The organism is Streptomyces sp. NPDC058051 (genome assembly GCF_042885475.1).
Taxonomy (GTDB): domain Bacteria; phylum Actinomycetota; class Actinomycetes; order Streptomycetales; family Streptomycetaceae; genus Streptomyces.
Window position 1 is genome coordinate 70,596 of record NZ_JBHVRW010000023.1, and the last position, 21,600, is coordinate 92,195.

Consider the following 21,600-nt stretch of genomic DNA (forward strand, 5'->3'; position numbering starts at 1 on the left):
GACCGGCGTCAGGGGGCCGTGGCCGCGTGCTGAGGCATGTGGTCACGGCCTCCGGGGTGCCGGTGGCGCCACACCCAGAACACGGTGGAGGAGACCAGCGCCCATCCTGCGAGCACCAGGTACGGGAAGATCCGCTGGTGCCCCTGGTAGTAGACGGCGGCGTGCTGGGCGTTGACCGAGGCCCCCGGGGGGAGCCAGCGGCCGATGAAGCCGAGCACCGACGGCAGCAGCGGCCAGGACACCGCGCCGCCGGAGGACGGGTTTCCCAGCATCACCATCAGCCCCCAGGTGGGCAGCATGGCCCAGCGCCCGATCAGGGTGTTGAACATGGTGAACACCATGCCCGTGGTGAACATGGTGAAGGCGAGGATCAGCCACGACTGGACGAAGGGCAGATCGACGGAGCCGAGCAGCCAGTCCACCACGGCGGCGATGGAGAACCCGCCGAGCAGGGCGTAGGCGACGGTGAACCCGATCCGTTCCAGGGGCTCCAGTGCCTTGGCGTGCACGCTCAGCTGGATCGCGCCGACGAAACCGACGATCACCGCGGCGAGCGAGATGTAGAAGAGGGCGAGGCCGCGCGGATCGCCCCGCTGCAAGGGCTTCACGTCCGTGACCTTCACCGGCACGTGGGTCGCGTCGCCCACCTTCAGCACGGACTCGGCGAGCAGCTGGGCGACCGAGGCACCGGACGCGCTCGCGACGTCCAGGCCGACCCCGCCGTCCTCGGAACGCAGGATGGCGAAGACCTTCTGCTCCTCCAGCGCGGTGCGGGCCCCGGCTCCGGTGGCGTACGCGTGCGGCACCAGCGAGGTGTTGAGGGCGTCCTCCAGCTTGTCGAGGAAGACCTTGTCGCGCGGGGTGTCGAGCCGGCCGACCACGGCGGCCGGGATGTTGCGCGGGGTCGGGTTGGCCATCGCGTACGTGTAGGAGCCCGCGAAGAGGCCGGCCGCCGCCGCGATGATGAACAGGAGCACCAGGGCGGGCAGATACGGGGACTCCTTGAACGCCGCCCACCGGTCACCTCGGGCCGGGGGCCGGGCATGTTCCCCGCGCGGGGAGGCGGGCTCCAGGCCGGGTGCGCTCATGCATCGCCGTCCTCGTCGCGCCGGGCCCTGCTCGGCTGGACCCGTTTCGGTTCGCCCGGCATCTTCGGGTACTCCGGCGGATACGGCAGGTCGCCGAGCCCGCGCTCCCGCTCGTCCCGGTCCGCCAGCTCCAGCAGCCCGTCGAGCCGGAAGGCGTGCTCGTCCATGTCCGCGTGCACGTCGCCGGCTTCCGCATAGCGCTTCGGCATGGTCCCGATGTCGAAGTCGCGCGGTTCGGCGTCGTCGAGTTCCGTCCAGCGCAGCGGGGCGGAGACGGGGGCGTGCGGAAAGGGGCGCACGGAGTAGGCGGAGGCGATGGTCCGGTCGCGGGCGGTCTGGTTGTAGTCGACGAAGATGCGCTCGCCGCGTTCCTCCTTCCACCAGGCGGTGGTCACCCGGTCCGGCATCCTCCGCTCCAGTGCGCGCCCGGCGGCGATGGCGGCCCGCCGGACCTCGGTGAAGGTCCAGCGCGGCTCGATGGGGACGAAGACATGGATGCCCCGGCCGCCGGAGGTCTTGGGCCAGCCGCGCAGCCCGTGGTCGTCGAGGACGGAGCGCAGCTCATGGGCGGCCCTCACCGCGTCGGCGTAGTCCGTTCCGGGTTGCGGGTCGAGGTCGATGCGCAGTTCGTCCGGATGGTCGGTGTCGCCGCCGCGCACCGGCCAGGGGTGGAAGGTGAGCGTGCCGAGGTTGGCCGCCCAGAGGACGGCGGCGACCTCGGTGGGGCAGATCTCGTCGGCGGGACGCCCGCTGGGGAACGCCACCCGGGCGGTCGGGATCCAGTCGGGGAGGTTCTTCGGCGCCCGCTTCTGGTAGAAGAACTCGCCTTCGACGCCGTCCACGAAGCGCTGGAGGGTGGTCGGCCGGTCGCGCAGGGCGCGCGTGATGCCCGGACCCACGGCCAGGAAGTACTCGGCCACGTCCCTCTTCGTATAGCCCTTCTCCGGGAAGTAGACCTTGTCCGGGCTCGACAGCCGTACGGCCCGTCCGCCCGCTTCCAACTCCACCGCTTTTCCCGCTGCGCCCATGACGGTCACGGTAGGCCGGGCTCACATATGCCGCATATCGGGGGACGTATGTCCACCGATGGGCAACAATCGGCCCATGGATCTGCCGGTGATGCCTCCCGTGAAGCCGATGCTCGCCAAGTCCGTCGCGAAGATCCCGCCCGGTATGCAGTACGAGGCCAAGTGGGACGGCTTCCGCGCCGTGGTGCACCGCGACGGCGAGGAGGTGGTGATCGGCAGCCGGACCGGAAAGCCGCTCACCCGCTACTTCCCCGAGCTGGTCACCGCCGTCCGGGAGAGCCTGCCGCCGCGCTGTGTGATCGACGGCGAGATCGTGGTCGCGTACGGCGGACGGCTGGACTTCGACCGGCTCAGCGAGCGCATCCACCCCGCCGATTCCCGGGTGCGGCTGCTCGCCGAGCGGACCCCGGCCAGCCTGGTCGCCTTCGACATCCTGGCGGTGGGCGACGATTCGCTGCTCTCCACCAGGCAGTCCGACCGGCGCGCCGTGCTGGAGGCGGCCCTCGCCGGTGCGTCGCCCCCCGTCCACCTCGCGCCGGCGACCACGGACCCGGCACTCGCCCAGCAGTGGTTCGAGCGGTACGAGGGCGCGGGTCTCGACGGTGTGGTCGCCAAACCGCTCGATCTGCCGTACCGCCCCGACACACGGGTGATGTACAAGATCAAGCACGAGCGGACCGCGGACTGCGTGGTGGCGGGCTACCGCTTCCACAAGAGCGGCCCGGTCGTCGGCTCGCTGCTGCTCGGCCTCCACGACGCCGGGGGCGTCCTCCAGCACGTCGGCGTCTGCGCGGCCTTCCCGATGAGACGCCGCGCGGAACTGGCCGCGGAGCTGGAGCCGCTGCGGATCGATGTCACCGGTCACCCGTGGGCCGCCTGGGCGGACGCCGAGGCGCACGAGCGCGCCCGGCTGCCCGGGACGCAGAGCCGCTGGTCCGGGAAGAAGGACCAGTCGTGGGTGGCGCTGCGTCCGGAACGGGTCTGCGAGGTGGCGTACGACCACATGGAGGGCGACCGTTTCCGGCACACGGCGCAGTTCCGCCGGTGGCGGCCGGACCGCACCCCCGAGAGCTGCACCTATGCGCAGCTGGAGGAGGTGGTGCGGTACGACCTGGCCGACGTGCTTTCAGGAGGCGGGCGCTGAGGGCCTGTCGGGTGGCCTTCGGCCGCCCGGCCACAGGTCACAGGTCACAGGTCACAGGTCACAGGTCACAGGTCACAGGTCACCCGGCAGGCTCTGCCTCCGACGGCTCGGCGCAGGGGTCCTCGCTCGTGCTCGGGTCGGGTGACGGGGACTCGGTCGTTCCGGCCGGGTCGGTCGGGTCGGGGGACGGCGAGCCGGACGGGCAGCCGGGATCCGTGCCGCCGGGATCCGTGGTGCTGGGGTCCGGATCGGGGCTCGTCCCGGGATCCGGGGTGGTGGGACCGCTGTCGGTCGGGTCCGGGGAACCGCCCGGATCGGTGGGATCCGGGGAATCGCTCGGGTCCGGGGAACCGGTGGGCGAGTCGGAGGGGTTCGGGGACGCCGACGACGAGGGGCCGGGCGAGCCGCCGGGCGGCGGGCCCACGACGATGCCGCCGCCCGGGGCGCCGGGGCCGCCGACCGGGTGCGTCGGCTTGTTCGGCCCGCCCGCACCGGGGCTCTTCGGCACGGTGCCCTTGCCGTCGGGCACGGGGTGGATGCCCTTGCGGTAGAACTCCAGCCAGGACAGCACCGTACGCAGGTAGGTGTCCGAGTGGTTGTAGCTGAGGATCGCCCGGTCCAGATCGGCCTTCACGGACAGATCGCGGGTTCCCGCGCAGAGGTAGGCTCCGGCGGCCAGGGCCGCGTCGAAGACGTTGTTCGGATCGCGGCGGCCGTCGCCGTTCCCGTCCCTGGCCCAGTGCGCCCAGGTGGAGGGGATGAACTGCATCGGGCCGACTGCCCGGTCGTACGTCCTGTCGCCGTCGTACACACCGTTGTCGGTGTCCGGGATGTTCGCGAACCCGGCTCCGTTGAGGACCGGGCCGAGGATCGGCGTGAGCGTGGTGCCGTGGGCGTCGACCCGTCCCCCGCCGGCCTGCCCGGATTCGACCTTGCCGATCGCGGCGAGCAGTTGCCAGGGCAGATGGCACCCGGGGTCGGTGCGCCCGAGCGTGCTCTCCGCCGCGCGGTACGCCGCGAGCACCGTGGCCGGGATGCCCGCCTCGGCCCATGCCGTCGTAGCGGCCGGGCTCTGCTTCGCGCCGGCCTTCGGCGGTTGCGGCGACCGCAGCGGCGGCAGTTCGGTGTGGTACGAGTCGTCGTTGGGCACGTGCGTCCACGTGACCTCGTCGGCCTCCTGACGCTCCTTCGCGGTCAGTTCGTGGTGCACGGTTCCGGGTCCCTGGGACGCGGTGAGCGCGGCCATCGCGGCGACCGCGGCTGCCGTTCCGCCGGCCCGGCGGCGCATGGTGCCGTTGAACCTCATGCGTGCTCCCCTCTCCCCCGGGTCACTGGGTGAACGTGTCGATGCCGGAGATCCGCCAGGTCTCACCGCGGCGAACGGCGTCCACGGCGAACATGGCCGCCGCGTAGGTCGTCTCGTCCGACGCACCGGTACGGGTGTTGCTCTGGTCGGCGAAGATCAGTAGCCGGGCCCGGTCTCCGTCGAGGAGCTCCACCCCGCTCTCGGTGACGGTCGTGGTGAGGACGAGCTTCTGCTTCGGCCCCTGCTCCCGGACGTCCGCGAGCATGTCCTTGTGCTGCTGCACCGCCTTGCCGACGAGGTAGGTCTTCGCCGCCTGGTCGGACTTGGCGGTGGCGGCGTAGTTGTACGAGAAGACCGCGCCCACCGCCTCGGAGATCTGCCCCTTCACCTCACTGGTCCTGCTGATGTCGGTGAGGGCGGTGTTCTGGCGGCTCGCGTCGCCGCGCAGCCCGTCGGCCTCGGTGAACGACCAGGCGGCGAAGGCGCCGAGGAGGAGGGTGAGCGCGCAGAGCACGACGGGCAGCCGCATCCGCATCCGCATCCGCAGGCGAGACGTGGCCGTGGCCGTGGCCGTGGCCGGCGCTTCAGCCGTCTCCTCGTCGGTCGTCTCGTTCTCCGCCGGCTCCGCGTCGGGGGAGTCCGAGGGCGCGTCAGGATCGGGTGCGGTCCCCGGCTGCGGCTCGTCCTCGCCGGTCCGCCCCCTGCTGCGCGGGGGCGCGGTCGTACGCTCCGCGGCGGCGACGGTCGCCAACCGGCGCTGACGGTTCACGAGATGACGCGTCGTCGACATGTGCCGTGTTCCTCTCGGTGGAATGGTTCGGGTGGTGCCGGGCGGGTTCAGCCGGCCGTGTTTCCGACCGGCGCCTGGCCGAGGGTGCTGAGCTTCCACCCGTCGGACGTGCGGGTGAGCCGGCCGAGCATCCGGCTCTCCTTCACCGCTGGCTTGCCCTTCGGCGCTGCGACGGTGACCCGCAGTGCCACCATGACCGACGCCTTGCCGGCCCGGTCGTCGAGTTCGGTGACCGCGCCGGACAGCACCTTGGCGGTGCTCACGGTCTTCGCTTCCTGGATCTGCTTCTCGAACCCGCTCCGCCCGTCGACGAGTTGCTGGTGCAGATCGCCGGTCGTGGAGTCCTCCCAGCTGTCCAGTCCCTGGCTGAGCTTCTGGTGGTCGAGCGTGTTCAGGTTCTGTACGGCCTGCTCCCCCGCGGCCAGCGCGTCGTCGCGGGTCTGCCCGTAGCCGGCCGCGTCGTCGTGCGCGGCCCCGTACCAGGACGAGCCGCCCCAGGCCGCGCCGCCCGCCGCCGCGACGGTCAGCACGACCGCCGCCACCACCAGCGGGTTCTTCGTCGTCCGTATCCGTGCCATGTGCGGTCTCTCCCTCTACCGGCTGAGCTGAGCGGTGGGTGTCCGGGTGACGGTGGTCGCGGCCCCGGCTATCGGGTGGCGATATCGACGATGCGCCAGTGTCCGTTGTGCGGTTCGGCGGTGACGGAGAGCTGGGCGGCCGCCGTGGTGGCCGCCTTGCCCCGGCGCTCGTAGACCTGGTCGAGGAAGACGAGCAGCCGGGCGCTCGTGGCGGAGAGCCGGGTGACCCCGGCGCGTACGACATGGGTGGTGAGAGTCAGCTTCTGGTCCTCGGACTGCTTCTCGACCTGGCCGAACAGCGCCGCGTACTGCTGCAGCGCCCGTCCGCCGAGAAGCTGCTTCGCGGACTCCTTGGTGGCGGCGGTGTCCTGCGGGCCGTACGAGAAGACCTTGCCCAGCGCGCTGCTCACGTCGCCCACGACGCGGGTGGTGGCCTCGCTGTCGCTCAGCGCCAGGTTTCCGGTGGCCGGGGTGTCCCTCAACTGCTGGGTCCGGACGAGGAATCCGGCTCCCGCCACGACGAGGGCGACCACCAGCAGCACGGCGGCCGTGCGCCGGAGACGGCGGACGGACCCGGACCCCCCAGAACCGTCCCCGTCCCCGTCCCCGTCGACCGCTGCCCCCACGGTTCCGGCGGCCTCCGCCCCCACGGCCCCGTCGACCTCGGTGATTGCCGGGGCCTTCGCCTCCTCGGCTTCGGCCTCGGCCATCTCCCCGGTGCTCACCATCGGCGTCCTCCCCCGTGCCTCATGCCGCACCCACCGGAATCGCGGTGAGTGCCTTGATCTTCCAGCCGTCCGCGGTACGGGCGAGGGTCGCCTCGAACCGTTTGCGTTCGGTGCCGGCCTCGCCGGTGCGCGGGGTGACCCGGACGTCGACGGTCGCGATCAGCTCGGCCGTACCCGTCCGTTCGTCGAGCGCGGTGAGCGCCGCGTCGGTGACGGTGCCGCGGGCGGTGCTGCCGCTCTTCTTCAGCTCCTCGGCGTCCTTCCCGCGGGTCCGCTTCAGCTGGTCGTGCAGCGGTCCGGTGGAGACGTCGAGCCACTGGCCCAGCCCCGCGTCCACGCTCGCGTCGTCCTTGCCGTTCAGGCTGTTCAGCCGGGCCAGGTGGTGCTTGCCCGCTGCCAGGGCCGCGTCGCGGCTCTTCGCGTACGCGAGGGTGTCGTCGCCCCGCGCCTGCGCGTACGACCAGCCGCCGAAGGCGCAGAACAGCACGGCGGCGAGTACGGCCGCCCAGCCGCCGAGTCTTCTGCCTCGGGTGTTCACTCGCCGGCCTCCAGTCCCAGCAGCCCGGCCATGCCGCTCGCGGCGGGCGCCGTGTTCGCCGTGGCCCCGAGTGCACCGGGGAGCGTGCCGCCCGCGTCGGTGCCCAGGAGCATCGAGCCCGGCTTGGCGGGTTCGGGTACGGCACCGCCCTTGGGGGCGTTGGCGCTGCCGCGTACGTTGATGCCGGTGCCCGGCGAGGACGTGCAGCGTGCCTTGGTGTTGACCGCGGGGCCGGTGGTCGTGTCGAGACCGTTGCGATAGGTCGTCCCGCCGTATCCGGCGGTGCAGGGCAGCGGTTCGAAGAAGGTGACCGACAGGCCGAACCGCGCGCCGTCCTCGTCCACGGCGCTCGCCCCGGCCGCGGCGACGGCGGGCAGTTTCACGAGGAGTTCCTCGATGCCGCGCTGCCGGGTGACGGCCACCTCGGAGGTGGTGAGGAGGTTCGCGACGACGACCCCGAACCCGGGGTCGAGGTCGCGGAGCAGGCCGCTGATCTGCTCGGTCGCGTCGGGTGCGGCGGCGATCAGCTTGCGGAGGTCCGTGTCGGAACTCTTGAGCTGGGCTGCCAGTTCCTCGGCCCCGGAGGCGAATCCCTTCAGCGCCTCGCCCTGTTCGGCTTGGGTGCGCAGCACGACCTCGCCGTCGGCCATCAGCTTGGTGGTGGTGGGCAGTGCGTCGTCGGCCGCCCGGACGAAGTCGCTGCCCGTGTCGAGGAGGACCTGGAGGTCGTCACCGCGCCCGTCGAACGCGGCGCCGAACTCGTCGACCACGGTGCGCAGCGATTCCAGGTCGACGGAACCGGCGAGGTCGTTGACGCTGGTGAGGACGTTCGTCACCGGTGCGGGAACGGTGGTGTCGGCCTGGTCGATGACCGAGCCGTTCTCCAGGTAGGGGCCGTCGGTGCGGGTCGGCCGGAGGTCGACGTACTGCTCGCCGACGGCGGAGAGGTTGGCGACGACGGCCTTGAGCTCGTCGGGGATGGGCGGCGCGGACTTGTTGATGCGCAGTTCGGCCTCCACGCCGTCGTCGGTGAGTTCGATCGGGCCGACGCGGCCCACGGACACGCCCCGGTAGGTGACGTTGGAGTGGGTGAACAGACCTCCCGTCCGGGAGAGCTGGACCTTGACGGTGTAGTAGTCGCGCAGGCCGACGTAGTGGCCGAGGTCGGCGTACCGGACGCCCAGGTAGCCGAGCACGAGCACGGCGATGATCAGGAACGCGATGTTCTTCAGCCGGGTGGCGAGGGTGATCATCGGTTGCTCCCCTCCGAGGCCGAAGGCCCGTCCGACGGTTGGTCCGAGGGCTGCCGCGCACTCGTTCCGGAAGGTGTGGCCGTGGTCGTCCGCGAGGCCGTGATCGAGGGCAGGGGCAGCGGCAGTCCCGAGCCGGCCACCGCGGACGTTGCGGTCGCGTCGTCGGCGTCCGGGTCGTAGGGCGGGATGACCTGGGTGCCGGGGACGGCCGTCATGTCCAGGTAGACGTTGAGGTAGTCGCCCTTGACACCGCGCAGCACCTCGTCCGTGAACGGATAGGTCGCGAGCACCTGGAGGGAGTCCGGCAGGTCGTTGCCCGAGTCGGCGAGCGCCTTCAGGGTGGGGGCGAGGGCCTTGAGGTCGGCGATGGTGTCCGCCTTGCTCTTGTTGACGGTGTCGACGGCGACGGTGGAGAGGGTGTCGAGCGCGCGCAGCATGGTGAGGAGCGAGCCGCGCTGTTTCTCCAGGACCTTCAGGCCGGGGCTGAGCCCGGTGAGGACCTTCCCGACGTCCTGTTTCCGGGTGGCGAGGGTGGCGGAGAGGCGGTTGACTCCGTCGAGCGCGTCGGTGATGTCCTTCTTGTGGTCGTCGAGGTTGGTGACGAGGGTGTCGACACGGCTGAGCATGGACCGGATCTGCGGCTCCTGCCCGGTCAGTGCCTTGTTGAGTTCGGTCGTGATGGTCTTGAGCTGGTTGACACCGCCGCCGTTGAGGAGCAACGACAGGGCGCCGAGGACCTCTTCGACCTCGGGGTTGCGGTTGGTGCGGGAGAGCGGGATCTTCGCACCGTCGGTGAGGGTGCCTCGGGCGGCGCCCGCCGCGGGTGGTGAGAGCTGGATGTACTTCTCACCGAGGAGGCTGGACTGTTCCAGGTGGGCGTAGGCGTTGGCGGGCAGTTCGACCTTCCCGTTGACGCGCATGGTGACCCTGGCCTGCCAGTTGCCCGGAGCGAGGGAGATCTTGGTGACGCGGCCGACGGAGACGTCGTTGACCTTCACCGAGGACTGCGGTGCGAGGCTGAGCACGTCCGCGAAGTCGGCGGTGATCTCGTACGGATGGTCTCCGAGGTCCGCGCCGCCGGGCAGCGGCAGTTGTTCGATGCCGCTGAACCGCGGGGCCTCGCAGCCCCTGACGACGAGGAGGCAGCAGAGGCCGAAGGCGATCAGGGTGGCGGCGCCGGTGGTCGCGAGGGCCCCGGGTCTGCGGAGGTCACGGCTCATCGGTCCGCCCCCTTGGTGTCGTTGTTCTTCCCTGTCCCGGTGTCCTCCGGCGTGCCGTAGACGGTGCCCACGGCCGGCAGCGGCAGTGCGGGCAGCGCCTTGCGCCGTTCGGCGGTCACCGGGGAGAGGCCGTCGAGACTCACGGTCGACTCGGTCAGGGGCCCGCCCATGCTGAGCTCGTTGAGGTCGGTCCGGCCGTTGAGTGTCCGGTTCGTCGGGTCGTACGCGTTGACGAGGTTGCCCGCGGAGAGCGGCAGTGTGTCGAGGGACTCGGCGAGCGAGGCCCGCTGGTCGACGAGGGTCTGGGTGAGCGGCACCAGGGCGTCCACGTTCTTCTTGAGTGCCGCGCGGTTGTCGTGGATGAAGGTCTTGACCTGGGCGAGTGCGGTGCCGAGCTCCTTGAGCGCGGCACCGAGGTTCTTCTTGTCGTCGGCCAGGAAGCCGGTGACGGAGTTCAGCTGCTGCTCGGCGGCGCGTACGTTGCCGTCGTTCTCCTTCAGCATCGTGGTGAAGGTCTGCAGGTAGGACAGCGTGTCGAAGAGGTCCCCATTGCTCTTGTCGAGGGTCTTCGTGGCCTTGCCGAACTGTTCGATGGAGTCCCCGATGTCCTTGCCGTTGCCCTTGAGGTTCTTCGCCCCGGTGTCGAGGAGCCCGGCGAACGCTCCTTCGGCGTTCGCGCCGTCCGGCCCGAGCGCGCCGGCGAGTTCGGTGATGGACTCGTACAGCTGGTCCACTTCCACCGGCGTCGCGTTGTTCGCGGCGGGCAGTTCGGCTCCGTCGGCCAGGACGGCTCCCCCTGTGTAGGCGGGGGCGAGCTGGATGTACCGGTCGGCGACGAGGCTGGGCGCGACGACGACGGCGTGTGCGTCCTTTGGGACCTGGATGCCCTTGTCGACCCGTAGGACGACCTCGACCTCCTTGCCACGCGGTGTGACCGACGCGACGGTGCCGACCTTCACGCCGAGGATCCGCAGGTCCGATCCGGCGTAGACACCGGTGGCCTGGTCGAAGTACGCGGTGACGGTCGTCGTCCCCTTGTCGTCCAGGGCCATCAGGCCCGTGGTGGCAGCGACGGCCACCACGGCGAGTCCGGCGCAGATGCCGACGATGCGCGTGCGTCTCATGTCAGCTGCCGCCTTCCTGCTTGGGAGGCATGCACCCGGTGGCCGGTGGGGTGTCGGCGGGCAGGTAGTTCTTCGGGACGACACCGCAGACGTAGTTGTCGAACCAGCGGCCGTTGCCGAGGGTGTTGCCGACGAGCCGGTTGTACGACCCGGCGAGCGACAGCACCTTGTCGAGGCTCTTGCGGTTCTTCTGCAGGACCGCGGTGACCCGGCCGAGTGCGTTGAGTGTGGGCTTCAGCTGCTTGTTGTTGTCGGCGACGAGCCCGGTGAGCTGGGTGCCCAGATCGCGGGTGCCGGTGAGCAGCAGGTGGATGGAGTCGCGGCGCGCCTGGATCTCGCCGAGGAGCAGGTTGCCGTCCTCCAGGAGGGTTTCGAAGCTGCTCTTCTTGTCGGCGAGGGTCTTGGTGAGCTGCTTGCTGCCCTTGAGGAGGGTGGCGAGCTGGGCGTCGCGCTCGGAGACGGTCCTGGAGAGTGCGGAGAGCCCGTTGGCGGCGCTCTTCACGTTCGGCGGCGAGTCCTTGAACGTGGCGGAGATCGTTTCGAAGCTCTTGGCGAGCTGTGCGGTGTCGATGTCGCCGATGGTCTCGCCGAGACCGTTGAACGCCTGCGTGACGTCGTACGGGGACGTGGTACGGCTCGCGGTGATGCGCTCGTGCGGGTCCTGCGGGGCGTTGCCGAGCGGGTCGACGGCGAGGTACTTGTCGCCGAGCAGGGTCTTGATGGCGATGCCGATGGTGCTGGAGTTTCCGATCCAGGCGTCCCTGACCCGGAAGGTGACCTTCACCTTGGCGCCGTCGAGGGAGACCCCGGTGACCTCGCCGACCTTCACCCCGGCGATCCGTACCTCGTCGCCGTCGGCGAGTCCGGCCGATTCGGTGAAGTCGGCGCTGTAGGTCGTGCCGCCTCCGATGAAGGGCAGCGAGTCGGCGCGGTAGGCGGCGAATCCGAGGAGGGCCAGGACGAGCAGGCCCACGACGCTGACGGCGACGGGGTTGCGTTCCCGTACGGGTTTGATTCTCATGACAGGCACCTCGGCTGGGTGATCGCGATGCCGGTGGGCGGTGTGCTGCCGTCACTGGTCGTCACACCGTTGATCCGGGCTTCGCAGAGATAGAGGTTGAGCCACGAGCCGTACGAGGTGAGGCGGCTGATCGCCGTCATCTTGGCCGGGGTCTTCTCCAGGAAGTTCTCGATCTCCGACGAGTTGTCGGCCAGCCGGTCGGAGAGGCGCCCGAGCTGTTTGATGTCCTTCTTGAGCGGGGCCCGGCCGTCGTCGAGCAGGTCCGCGGTGACGGTGGTGAGCGCCCCCATCGCGGTGACTGCCTGGCCGAGCGGTTTGCGGTCGCCGGAGAAGCCGGTGACGAGCTTCTGGAGGGTGACGACGAGGTCGTTGAAGCCGGCCTCGCGGTCGTTGACGGTCTTCAGGACCGTGTTGAGGTTCTTGATCACCTCGCCGATCACCTTGTCCTTGGCGGCGACGGTGCCGGTCAGCGACCCGACGTGCTGGAGGATGCTGTCGACGGTGCCGCCCTCGCCCTGGAGCACCTGGACGATGGAGCCGGCGAGCTGGTTGACGTCCGGTGGGGAGAGCCCTTCGAAGAGCGGCTGGAAGCCGTTGAAGAGCTGGGTGAGGTCGAGGGCCGGGGTGGTGCGGGAGAGCGGGATGGTCGAGCCGACGGTGAAGCTCTCGCCGACCGGACCCGCCCCCTGGTCGAGGTCGATGTACCGCTGGCCGACCATGTTGAGGTACTTGATGGACGCGGTCACCGATGCCGGAAGCTTGCGGCCCTTCTGGACGCTGAAGCCGACTTCGGCGAGCCGCCGGTCGGCGACCTCGATGGATTCGACCTGTCCGACCTTCACGCCGGCGATCCGGACGCTGTCGCCGACGATCAGTCCGGTCGCGTCGGTGAACCGGGCTCTGTAGGTACTGGTGCCGCCGACGCCCGTGTTGGCGATGGACAGGGCCAGGACGGCGGTGGCCACGACCGTGACCAGGATGAAGACGATCGACTTCGTGAGGGGCCCGGCGAGGGAGCGGCGCTTCACTTGAGCTTCACCTCCGCACCGCGGAAGGCCGGACCGATGAGCACGCTGCTCCACTCGGGCAGTTCCTGCGGCTGGACTTTCAGTGAGGGAGCCACCAGTTCGTTGACGAGCCGGCTCTCCTGCGGGGAGTTGGGCATGCCGAGGGATGCGTCCGCCGCCGCCACTTCTTCGGGGGCGTCCGGCTCGGACGACGACGCGGTGGCCTTGTCGGCGGCGGCACGGGCGTCCGCCGTCGGCACGGTGGCACCGATGTAGGGCAGGGAGTAGCAGTGCGGTCCGCCGGTCGCGTCGTAGACCGGGGTGTCCTTGCCCGCCACGTACTTCCCCTTGGAGGGCACCGCCTTCAGGGTGACGTGCAGGCCGGGTTCGTTCGTGCCCTTGCCGAGCGCCTTGTCCATCGCGGGGACGAATCCGGCGATGGTGCGCAGCGTGCAGGGGAACTCCGACGAGTACGTCGCGAGGGTCTCCAGTGTCGGCCTGCTCGTCGCGGCGAGCCGGATGAGGTTGTCCTTGTTCTTCCGCAGGAAGGCGGTGGTGTCCTGGGCGGCGGCGGTGGTGGATCCGTACAGGTCGGCGAGTTCGGCCTGCTGGTCGGCGAGGGTGCTGCTCGTGGTGGTGAAGTCGGTGAGCGCGTCGAGGACGTCCGGGGCGGCGTCCGCGTACACGGTGCTCACCTTGACGAGTTCCTTGATGTCGGCGTTGAGCTTGGGCAGTTGGGGGTTGAGCTTCTTCAGGTGGGCGTCGAGCGTGACCAGGGTCTCGCCGAGCTTGTCGCCCCGCCCTTCGAGGGCCTGGGAGACGGCGGTGAGGGTGGCGGAGAGCTTCTGCGGCTGCACGGCGGTGAGCAGCGGCAGGACGTTGTCGAGGACCTCTTCCAGCTCGATGGCGTTGCTGGAGCGGTCCTGGGGGATGACGGCCCCCGCCTTCAGCGTCTGCGCGGAGGGGATCTCCGGTGGTACGAGTGCCACGAACCGTTCCCCGAAGAGGGTGGTGGGCAGCATCTGGGCGGTGACGTCGGCCGGGATCCGGTCGAGCTTGCCGGGCTGGATGGCGAGGGTGAGACGGGCCCCGTCCCCGTCGGCCGCGATGGTGCGGACCTGGCCGACGACGACACCGCGCAGTTTCACATCGGCGTTGTCGTGCATCTCGTTGCCGACGGTTCCGGTCCGTACGGTCACGGTGGCGTCGTGGGTGAAGTCCTTGTTGTACACCGCGACGGACACCCACACGAGTACGGCGGGCACGAGGAAGAAGCCGGCTCCGGCGAGCCGTCGGCGTACCGTCTGCGCGTTCATCATCCGGCCACCTTCACGGTCGTCGTGGCGCCCCAGATGGCGAGTGAGAGGAAGAAGTCGGTGACGCTGATCAGCACGATCGCGTTGCGCACCGACCGACCGACGGCGATTCCGACCCCGGCGGGACCGCCCTCGGCCCGGAATCCGTAGTAGCAGTGGGCGAGGATCACCATCACGCTGAAGATCAGCACCTTGAGCACCGACAGCAGGACGTCGTCCGGGGAGAGGAACAGATTGAAGTAGTGGTCGTACGTGCCTTCCGACTGCCCGTTGAACAGCACGGTGACGTAGCGGGACGCGACGTACGACGAGAGCAGCCCGATGGCGTACAGCGGGATGATCGCGACGACTCCGGCGATGACCCGGGTGGTGACGAGGTACGGCATGGAGCGCACGCCCATCGCTTCGAGGGCGTCCACCTCCTCGTTGATCCGCATCGCGCCGAGCTGGGCGGTGAAGCCGGCGCCGACAGTGGCGGAGAGGGCGAGTCCGGCGACGAGCGGTGCGATCTCACGGGTGTTGAAGTAGGCGGAGATGAAGCCGGTGAAGGCGGACGTGCCGATCTGGTTGAGCGCCGCGTACCCCTGGAGTCCGACGACCGTTCCCGTGAAGAGAGTCATCGCGATCATCACGCCGATGGTTCCGCCGATGACGCCGAGGCCGCCGCTGCCGAAGGCGACTTCGGCGAGGAGGCGCTGCACCTCTTTGAGGTAGCGGCGCAGGGTCCGGGGGATCCAGATCAGCGCGCGTATGTAGAAGGTGAGTTGATCGCCCGAGCGATCCAGCCAGCCGAGCATGGACATCTTCTCTCAGCTCCCCTTCGCGGGGACGATCTGAAGATAGATCGCCGTGAGGATCATGTTCACGAAGAACAGCAGCATGAAGGTGATGACGACGGACTGGTTGACCGCGTCGCCGACGCCCTTGGGGCCGCCGCGCGGGTTCAGCCCCCGGTAGGCCGCGACGATGCCGGCGATGAAGCCGAAGATCAGTGCCTTGAACTCGCTGATGTAGAGGTCGGGCAGCTGAGCGAGGGCGGAGAAGCTGGCGAGGTACGCGCCGGGGGTTCCGTGCTGCATGATCACGTTGAAGAAGTAGCCGCCCAGGGTGCCGACGACGGAGACCAGGCCGTTGAGCAGGACGGCCACGAACATGGTGGCCAGGACACGCGGGACGACGAGACGCTGGATGGGCGAGACGCCCATGACCTCCATCGCGTCGAGTTCCTCGCGGATCTTCCGCGACCCGAGGTCGGCGCAGATCGCCGAGCCGCCCGCACCGGAGATGAGCAGCGCCACGATGAGCGGGCTGGCCTGCTGGATGACGGCGAGGACGCTGGCGCCGCCGGTGAACGACTGGGCGCCGAGCTGTTCGGTGAGCGAGCCGACCTGGAGGGCGATGACCGCGCCGAACGGGATGGAGACGAGGGCGGCGGGCAGGATGGTGACGCTGGCGATGAACCAGAACTGCTCGATGAACTCCCGTACCTGGAAGGGCCTCCGGAAGACCGCGCGGCTCACGGCCAGGGCGAGCGCGAACAGTTTGCCGATTTCGCGCAGCGGGGTGAGCAGCCTCGTCGGCTGCTTCTGCACCGGGGCCGGCTGCGGGGGTTTCGCATCGGTGGCGGGCGGCTCGGGGGGCCGCACCGGAATCTCGGCCGTCACGGGTGTGCACCGCCGGTGGCCGGGGTGTAGCTGTTCATGATGGCGGTGCGGGCGGCCTCCGGGAGCTGGCCCATCATGCCGAGGACCCGCTCCCGACGGCGCAGGACGGCCTGGCGGACCGGCATGCCGGGCGAGGGTTCCAGCTGCGGTACGACGGTCCTCGGGCCGTAGGCGGTGCCGCTGCCGCTCAGCTGCTCGGCGGCGAGCGTGGCGGCGTCCTTCTCCTCGGACATGCCGATGGGGCCTTCGCGGCGCCCGGAGAGGAACTGGGAGACGACGGGCATGTCGCTGGTCAGCAGCACCTCGCGCGGCCCGAAGGTGACGAGATTGCGGCAGAACAGCATCCCCATGTTGTCGGGGACGGTCGCCGCGATGTCGAGGTTGTGGGTGACGATGAGCATCGTGGCGTCGATCTGCGCGTTGAGGTCGATCAGGAGCTGGGAGAGGAACGCGGTGCGGACCGGGTCGAGCCCCGAGTCCGGCTCGTCGCAGAGGATGATCTGCGGATCCAGGACGAGCGCACGGGCGAGACCGGCCCGCTTGCGCATGCCGCCCGAGATCTCGCCCGGCAGCTTCCCCTCGGAACCGAGGAGCCCGACGATGTCGATCCGCTCCATGACAATGCGGCGGATCTCGGATTCCTTCTTCCGGGTGTGCTCGCGCAGGGGAAAAGCGATGTTGTCGAACAGCGACATCGACCCGAAGAGGGCACCGTCCTGGAACATGAGCCCGAAGAGTTTGCGGGTCTCCATGATGTCCCGCTCGGGGCTGTTCACCATGTCGACGCCATTGATGAGAACGCGGCCGTGTTCGGGCTTCAGCAGGCCGATGATGGACTTGAGGAAGACGGTCTTTCCCGTACCCGAAGGGCCGAGCATGACGCTGACCTCGCCGGCGGGGAGCGTGAGCGACACATCCTGCCAGATGTTCTGCTTGCCGAAAGACTTGGTAAGGCCTTCGACCACTACTTCGATTCCCATCCCACCTCCTGCATGCGCTCACGAAGTGACAGAAGTGCGCCGAGGGGCGCACGTTAAGTTCACCAAGACCGCCAGGACAAGCCCTTGAACAGCCAATTCGCGAACATCCGGCCTGCTTGTCATCCAGTGACAAACTTTCACTCAAACCTTGTGAAGAACTGCGTACGCACCACGGTCGGCGCAGGCCGGGATCCCGCGGCCCAGGGGGGCCCGAGCCGTGGGATCCCGGAATGAGAGCTCGGCCCGTGTGGCGATTCGGGGCTGAGAGCTCCCGGACGGGGAATCCCGGCGCGGGGGGCCGCGACAGGAGTCCCTTTCTGACGGGTGAGCAATCTCCGGACGCACCGGACGCGTTGCCGACGAGGGCGACGTTACGGCCGGGTAACCTGCCCCGCAATACAAGTTCTCCAAGTTTTCGCGAGCCCGCGTCGAGCCGCCGTTTTCTTTGCAGTGTCTGAGCAGCGGACATGAGGAATCTATCGACAAGTGATAATTCCCGAAGTTCACGTGCCGGCGCACCGACGATCACGGCCGACCGCCCGACGACCGCCCGGACCGGCGCGAACGCACAGGAGGGGCGTCAATTCCGCAACGGGCACGCACGACGACGGGGCACGTGCCGCCCCCGGGCCGTACGCACGACGTGACAAGGTGGCTTGATGCCGTACTCACCCGCGGACGAGAAGTCGTATGCGGCGGCAGATTCTCAAACAGCGGGATTGTGCGCCAGTGTTTCCCGCAAGTAACCTCACGGCTCGGTGAATGGGAAGTCCGCACCATCTTTGCTCGCTCAGGACCCCAGCACCCGCATATCGCACACCTATGATCTGCGCACCCCTCACTTCATGACCGCCGCGCACCGGCTTCGGGGCGTCGCAGGCAGACCGAGCAATTCCGGGTTCACCAGGCCGCCTCGACGACGGCTGCCTCAAAAAAGGGGAAGACATGAGATCTGGTTCGAACCGGGCGCGTGTGGGGCTGCTCGCCTCCTTCACCGCACTTGCCGCCTTCGCGTCCATGGGGTCGGCCACCGCGGCCACGACCCTGAACGGCAACTGGGCGCCTTTCAACCGCTGCCCGGTGGACGCTCCCGCCATGCTGGCCGCGGACGGGGCGACCGACACCGCCACCTGCGTCTCCTCCCACTCGGCGAGCGGCTCCATCAAGCTCGGCAACACCGTGGTCCCGGTGGGCGCCAGCGACCTGCAGATCGGGGTCGTCACGCATCCGGGAGGCGGGACGACCGTGGTCTCACCTCAGGGCGGCGCCCTGGTCGCCGACTCCGCCCAGATCCCCGGCGGTCTGCTCGGCCTGATGTGCCCCAGCGACATTCCCGTGATCACCGGCATCTGCAACCAGCTGACGGACGTCAGCCTGAACCGGGTGACCGCCACCATCGAGTCCGTCAACAACCCCACCGACTTCCAGCTCCTGGCGGGTACCACCACCGGAAAGCCGATCGTCACGCTGCCGGTGAGGATCCACCTGGAGAACCCGTTCCTCGGCAACTCCTGCTACATCGGCTCCGCCTCGGACCCGATCCTGCTCCGTCCGGAGAACCTGACCCGCCCGACCGTCGGCACCCAGAAGTTCGCCGGCGACGGCACCACCGACGCGGCCGGTCCCATGGGCCGGATCAGCCTCCTGGGCGCCACCCAGAACGACACGACGTACGCGGTCCCGGGGGCCGGCGGCTGCGGGCTGGGCCTGCTCAACTGGGCGGTGAACCTGAAGACCGGGCTGCCCGCGGCCTCGGGCAACAACAACGTGGCCCTCAACGACGCCCAGACGTACGTCGCGACGATCAACAACCCCGGCAGCGTCGCCCCCGACGCGGGCAAGCTGCTGTCGCAGTACTGGCACTCGGCGGCCCAGTAGCCACAGGCCGTTCCCTGCCCGACGCCCCGGTGGGGCCACTCTCCTGTGCGGAGGTGGCCCCATCGGGGCGTGGACGTGCGCGGACGGACGAGGAGCGCTCCGGCGACGCGGGGGGTCGGGCTACCGCGGAGGGCACACTGCCTGCGGCGGGGCGAGCTACCGGCGGGGGTGCCGGCGGGGGTCGGACTACCGGCAGGGATCGGACTACCTGCGGGGCGCCGACGATGACGGCCGTGAGGCCGTCACGCACGCGAGTGGAGGCATCCGCGTCCCGGCCTGTGCACGTCATCACACCGGCGGACACATCGGCGTCCCGGCCGGTGTACGTCGCACCGACGGACACACTGACCGTCACGCGGGGCAGGACACGCGTCCTGCCCGGCGTTCCGCGGGACGCGGAACGCCGGGCAGGTCAGGCGGAACGCCGGGCAGGTGACGCGGGCAGGTCAGGCGGGCCGGCCGTGCGGGCAGGTCAGGCGCTCACGATTTCGTGCCCGGCATCTTCGGCATGGTCGGCGGGCAGAGGTTGTTGGGCGAACTCGGAATGCATGTCGTTCCCTGGTTCATGCTGATCAGGTTCCCCGGGCCCGAAATGGATGCCGTGAACAAGGCGTCGAGATTCTCGTCACCCGAACTGCAGCCGGAGAACGGCGGGATGTCCACCTCCCCCTCCAACAGGCCGCCGGAGTAGACATTGACATATTTCGCCCCGCCGTTGAGAACCACCTTGAAGGGTCTGACGGTCCTGCAATTGCTTCCCACGTCCAGGGGAGTTCCATTGACCTTCACGTCGTGGAGACGCAAGGACTGCATGAAAAAGGCCGTGGAAAAGGCGATTCTCTGGGCGCCGGTACCGATGTTTCCGGTGGAGATGGTCATCGGGCCGTTCTCGAATTCCACCTTCGCGCTGACCGGCTGGAATCCGAAGGTCAAGAAGGTCGATTCGGCATCCGGAAGCTTCAGGTTCCCGAGCGAGTCGAGTCGGGTGTAGGCACCGCCCTTGGCGCTGGCGGCACGATTCGCGGTGTGTTTGATCGCCATGACGCTGATCATTGCCGGGGTGCGGGCGGGATCGTTGATGATCATGGCCCCGTTCAGCTTGCTCACGTTGGCGATCCCGACCGCGTAGGCGCAACCGAAGGTTCCGCCCGTGGGCACATCGGTCTCCCTGACGGGATCGCCCGGAGGTGCCTGCGGGGCCTCGCTCGCGTCCATCTCCCCCGTGGCCGGCTCGACCGGGCAGGGATCGGCGTCCTCGGCCGGGGTGTCCTCCGGCTCGACCATGATGCCTTCCGCGGACTTCTCGCCCGAGTCGCCGCTTTCCGCCGGGTCGGGTGTTGTGGACGCATCGGCATCCGGGCCGCCCGGCACCGAAACAGTCGCAAGACGTCCGTCCTGCCCCTTCTCCGGTTCGCACGTCAGCGTTGCCGGAGCCGCTTCGCTCTCCTGGCCCAGGGCCGTCGCGGAGCGCAGCGTGACCGTCAACTCCCCTGCGGTGAAACGGACCTCACCCGGAGATCCCACCGTCACCGACGGGACCTCGCCCGAGTGGACCATCCTCACCGTGCCGTCGGAAGCAAGCGGGGTGCCCGGAGCGCCGAGGTCGGCCCACTGCGCCTGGACCGACTGATCGTTCTGCGCCACTTCCACCGTGAGCGCCGCCGTGCTCACCACCGCCTCGGTGCCGGCCGGGAGCAGCCCGTCGAGATCGGTCCGCGACAGCGTCACGGCGACTGTCGCGGGCCCGGGTTGCACGGGCCGGCCGACATCGCCCGTGGCCGGGACTTCCACCGAGACCTCGACCGTGGCCGCCGCGGTCCCGTCCTTCGGTCCGCAGTCGTACGCGAGGGTGACCGGCTTCGTGCCTTCTTCCGCGACGGATCCGGGTCCGGACAGCAGCCCGGCGAGGAGCGCGACGCCCGCGACCGAGGCGAGCCGCATCGACCGCCTGCCGCCCGCCACGAGTGACTTCATGTTCATGCCGACGCTGTCCTCCACCTCGTGCGTGCTGCGACTGTTCTGCTGCGGCGCCGTCGCCCACGGCGCCGGAAACGAGAAGGCCGGGCCGACGGCGGCAGCATTCGCCCGCCATCGGCCCGTACCCGTGCGCTGTCCGGTACTACGGGGTGGTGATCGTCGGCGACGTGCCCGTCGACGTCACGTTCACGTGGTACGAGGCGTTGAAGCTGGCCACGTCACCGTTGTTGATGAGTCCGAGGCAGCTGGCGCTGGACGCGACCAGCTCGACGCCCGTGCCGTCGATGACGAGGTCACCGGTGTTGTTCTGGTAGCGCCCGTAGACCTTACCCGTGAAGTCGGCACTGCAGCCGATTCCGGAGATGTGGGCCGAGATGGAACTCACGGTGCCGTCCACCCAGTTCGCGTTGGAGGCGTTCGGCTGGACGGCGTTGATCAGCCACGGCGTCGTCTTCATCGTGACATCGAAGGGGATGCCACCGACCGTGCAGTCGGTGAAGATGATGTTGTTGATGTTGGCGATGCCGTTACCGGTGGAGCTCGACGCCTGGAGGACGCCGGCCGTCACGTCGGAGGATGCGCACTCCAGTGACGCCAACGGCACTTCCAGGGTCGGGAAGTCGGCGTGCGCGGTGTAGGCCCCCGACGGCGCGACCGTCCAGGTCGCCGCGGTACCGGCCGAGGCCGCCGACACCGTCATTCCGATGGCCGCACCGAGGGCGGCGGTTACAACTGCGGCTCTGCGAGCAAGGGTGTTCACGGATCCGTATCCCTTCAGGATGTATGACCCGGTGCCGAAGCTCGCCTCCGGCCGGATTCGGCGGAGCTCCCGGGGCGGGGTCACAGGACAGAGAAGTGGCAGTCCGACCTGACCGACTGCTCGACCACTTGCGTTCGGCGATGACGCTACGGGCGAGTAATGTTGCACCGCAACACTCGGGACGAAGAATCTCCGAAAGC

20 protein-coding genes are annotated in these 21,600 nt (G+C 69.4%); 2 read left to right on the forward strand and 18 right to left on the reverse strand.

All coding sequences use genetic code 11. The features are described 5' to 3' along the window. Positions 1-8: 8 nt before the first annotated feature. Together ACFVUT_RS29045 and ligD are read right to left on the reverse strand one after the other, a co-directional pair. The gene (locus ACFVUT_RS29045) at positions 9-1,088 is read right to left on the reverse strand and encodes an ABC transporter permease (protein ID WP_389655316.1); all 1,080 of its coding nucleotides are present in this window, start codon (positions 1,086-1,088) and stop codon (positions 9-11) included. Beyond that, complete coding sequence (gene ligD, locus ACFVUT_RS29050; RefSeq protein ID WP_389655445.1) at positions 1,085-2,095, reverse strand: non-homologous end-joining DNA ligase; 1,011 nt, start codon at positions 2,093-2,095, stop codon at positions 1,085-1,087. Before ligD ends, ACFVUT_RS29045 begins: the two co-directional genes overlap by 4 nt. Positions 2,096-2,192: 97 nt before the next feature. On the opposite strand from ligD, the gene ACFVUT_RS29055 reads away from it, so the two are divergent. Further along, positions 2,193-3,260 (forward strand): ATP-dependent DNA ligase, encoded by a 1,068-nt coding sequence (locus ACFVUT_RS29055; protein ID WP_389655318.1) that lies wholly within the window; start codon positions 2,193-2,195, stop codon positions 3,258-3,260. A gap of 79 nt (positions 3,261-3,339) precedes the next feature. Here the strand turns inward: ACFVUT_RS29055 and ACFVUT_RS29060 are convergent, their stop codons facing one another. From ACFVUT_RS29060 to ACFVUT_RS29125, 14 genes are all read right to left on the reverse strand, one after another. After that, a complete protein-coding gene (locus ACFVUT_RS29060; protein ID WP_389655320.1) occupies positions 3,340-4,566 on the reverse strand; it encodes a lytic murein transglycosylase in 1,227 nt (408 codons plus the stop codon). A gap of 22 nt (positions 4,567-4,588) precedes the next feature. Continuing rightward, on the reverse strand, positions 4,589-5,356 hold the full coding sequence (locus ACFVUT_RS29065) for a hypothetical protein (protein ID WP_389655322.1): 768 nt from the start codon (positions 5,354-5,356) through the stop codon (positions 4,589-4,591). 47 nt (positions 5,357-5,403) lie between these two features. Then, entirely contained in the window at positions 5,404-5,934 is a 531-nt protein-coding gene (locus tag ACFVUT_RS29070; RefSeq protein ID WP_389655324.1) for a hypothetical protein, read from the reverse strand. 68 nt (positions 5,935-6,002) lie between these two features. After that, positions 6,003-6,662, reverse strand: a complete 660-nt coding sequence (locus ACFVUT_RS29075; RefSeq protein WP_389655326.1) for a hypothetical protein — start codon at positions 6,660-6,662, stop codon at positions 6,003-6,005. Between the two features lie 19 nt (positions 6,663-6,681). Next, positions 6,682-7,200 carry a hypothetical protein gene (locus tag ACFVUT_RS29080; RefSeq protein WP_389655328.1) on the reverse strand — a complete coding sequence of 173 codons (519 nt, stop codon included), beginning with the start codon at positions 7,198-7,200 and terminating at the stop codon, positions 6,682-6,684. Then, a complete protein-coding gene (locus ACFVUT_RS29085; protein WP_389655330.1) occupies positions 7,197-8,453 on the reverse strand; it encodes an MCE family protein in 1,257 nt (418 codons plus the stop codon). Before ACFVUT_RS29085 ends, ACFVUT_RS29080 begins: the two co-directional genes overlap by 4 nt. After that, complete coding sequence (locus ACFVUT_RS29090; protein ID WP_389655332.1) at positions 8,450-9,673, reverse strand: MCE family protein; 1,224 nt, start codon at positions 9,671-9,673, stop codon at positions 8,450-8,452. The genes ACFVUT_RS29085 and ACFVUT_RS29090 overlap by 4 nt, the downstream gene beginning before the upstream one ends. Continuing rightward, positions 9,670-10,797, reverse strand: coding sequence for an MCE family protein (locus tag ACFVUT_RS29095; protein WP_389655334.1), 1,128 nt, complete (start codon positions 10,795-10,797; stop codon positions 9,670-9,672). Before ACFVUT_RS29095 ends, ACFVUT_RS29090 begins: the two co-directional genes overlap by 4 nt. Position 10,798: 1 nt before the next feature. After that, on the reverse strand, positions 10,799-11,818 hold the full coding sequence (locus ACFVUT_RS29100; protein WP_389655336.1) for an MCE family protein: 1,020 nt from the start codon (positions 11,816-11,818) through the stop codon (positions 10,799-10,801). Beyond that, entirely contained in the window at positions 11,815-12,846 is a 1,032-nt protein-coding gene (locus ACFVUT_RS29105) for an MCE family protein (protein ID WP_389655338.1), read from the reverse strand. The genes ACFVUT_RS29100 and ACFVUT_RS29105 overlap by 4 nt, the downstream gene beginning before the upstream one ends. Then, on the reverse strand, positions 12,843-14,144 hold the full coding sequence (locus ACFVUT_RS29110) for an MCE family protein (RefSeq protein WP_389655340.1): 1,302 nt from the start codon (positions 14,142-14,144) through the stop codon (positions 12,843-12,845). The genes ACFVUT_RS29105 and ACFVUT_RS29110 overlap by 4 nt, the downstream gene beginning before the upstream one ends. Beyond that, a complete protein-coding gene (locus ACFVUT_RS29115; protein WP_389655342.1) occupies positions 14,141-14,944 on the reverse strand; it encodes an MlaE family ABC transporter permease in 804 nt (267 codons plus the stop codon). The genes ACFVUT_RS29110 and ACFVUT_RS29115 overlap by 4 nt, the downstream gene beginning before the upstream one ends. Before the next feature lie 6 nt (positions 14,945-14,950). Continuing rightward, complete coding sequence (locus ACFVUT_RS29120; RefSeq protein ID WP_389655344.1) at positions 14,951-15,805, reverse strand: MlaE family ABC transporter permease; 855 nt, start codon at positions 15,803-15,805, stop codon at positions 14,951-14,953. Beyond that, positions 15,802-16,785, reverse strand: a complete 984-nt coding sequence (locus tag ACFVUT_RS29125) for an ABC transporter ATP-binding protein (protein WP_389655346.1) — start codon at positions 16,783-16,785, stop codon at positions 15,802-15,804. The genes ACFVUT_RS29120 and ACFVUT_RS29125 overlap by 4 nt, the downstream gene beginning before the upstream one ends. Before the next feature lie 945 nt (positions 16,786-17,730). On the opposite strand from ACFVUT_RS29125, the gene ACFVUT_RS29130 reads away from it, so the two are divergent. Then, entirely contained in the window at positions 17,731-18,663 is a 933-nt protein-coding gene (locus ACFVUT_RS29130; RefSeq protein WP_389655348.1) for a hypothetical protein, read from the forward strand. Positions 18,664-19,143: 480 nt separating this feature from the next. Here ACFVUT_RS29130 and ACFVUT_RS29135 read toward each other — a convergent pair whose 3' ends face one another. Beyond that, positions 19,144-20,643 carry a DUF6801 domain-containing protein gene (locus ACFVUT_RS29135; RefSeq protein ID WP_389655350.1) on the reverse strand — a complete coding sequence of 500 codons (1,500 nt, stop codon included), beginning with the start codon at positions 20,641-20,643 and terminating at the stop codon, positions 19,144-19,146. Between the two features lie 139 nt (positions 20,644-20,782). Beyond that, entirely contained in the window at positions 20,783-21,400 is a 618-nt protein-coding gene (locus ACFVUT_RS29140) for a hypothetical protein (RefSeq protein WP_389655352.1), read from the reverse strand. Between the last annotated feature and the right edge of the window lie 200 nt (positions 21,401-21,600).

Coding starts and splice junctions, on each gene's coding strand:
- ACFVUT_RS29060 (WP_389655320.1), bottom strand. CDS start 4,566: ATGAGGTTCAACGGCACCATGCGCCGCCGGGCCGGCGGAACGGCAGCC.
- ACFVUT_RS29095 (WP_389655334.1), bottom strand. CDS start 10,797: ATGAGACGCACGCGCATCGTCGGCATCTGCGCCGGACTCGCCGTGGTG.
- ACFVUT_RS29065 (WP_389655322.1), bottom strand. CDS start 5,356: ATGTCGACGACGCGTCATCTCGTGAACCGTCAGCGCCGGTTGGCGACC.
- ACFVUT_RS29100 (WP_389655336.1), bottom strand. CDS start 11,818: ATGAGAATCAAACCCGTACGGGAACGCAACCCCGTCGCCGTCAGCGTC.
- ACFVUT_RS29125 (WP_389655346.1), bottom strand. CDS start 16,785: ATGGGAATCGAAGTAGTGGTCGAAGGCCTTACCAAGTCTTTCGGCAAG.
- ACFVUT_RS29085 (WP_389655330.1), bottom strand. CDS start 8,453: ATGATCACCCTCGCCACCCGGCTGAAGAACATCGCGTTCCTGATCATC.
- ACFVUT_RS29115 (WP_389655342.1), bottom strand. CDS start 14,944: ATGTCCATGCTCGGCTGGCTGGATCGCTCGGGCGATCAACTCACCTTC.
- ACFVUT_RS29045 (WP_389655316.1), bottom strand. CDS start 1,088: ATGAGCGCACCCGGCCTGGAGCCCGCCTCCCCGCGCGGGGAACATGCC.
- ACFVUT_RS29135 (WP_389655350.1), bottom strand. CDS start 20,643: ATGAACATGAAGTCACTCGTGGCGGGCGGCAGGCGGTCGATGCGGCTC.
- ACFVUT_RS29130 (WP_389655348.1), top strand. CDS start 17,731: ATGAGATCTGGTTCGAACCGGGCGCGTGTGGGGCTGCTCGCCTCCTTC.
- ACFVUT_RS29090 (WP_389655332.1), bottom strand. CDS start 9,673: ATGAGCCGTGACCTCCGCAGACCCGGGGCCCTCGCGACCACCGGCGCC.
- ACFVUT_RS29055 (WP_389655318.1), top strand. CDS start 2,193: ATGGATCTGCCGGTGATGCCTCCCGTGAAGCCGATGCTCGCCAAGTCC.
- ACFVUT_RS29075 (WP_389655326.1), bottom strand. CDS start 6,662: ATGGTGAGCACCGGGGAGATGGCCGAGGCCGAAGCCGAGGAGGCGAAG.
- ACFVUT_RS29110 (WP_389655340.1), bottom strand. CDS start 14,144: ATGATGAACGCGCAGACGGTACGCCGACGGCTCGCCGGAGCCGGCTTC.
- ACFVUT_RS29070 (WP_389655324.1), bottom strand. CDS start 5,934: ATGGCACGGATACGGACGACGAAGAACCCGCTGGTGGTGGCGGCGGTC.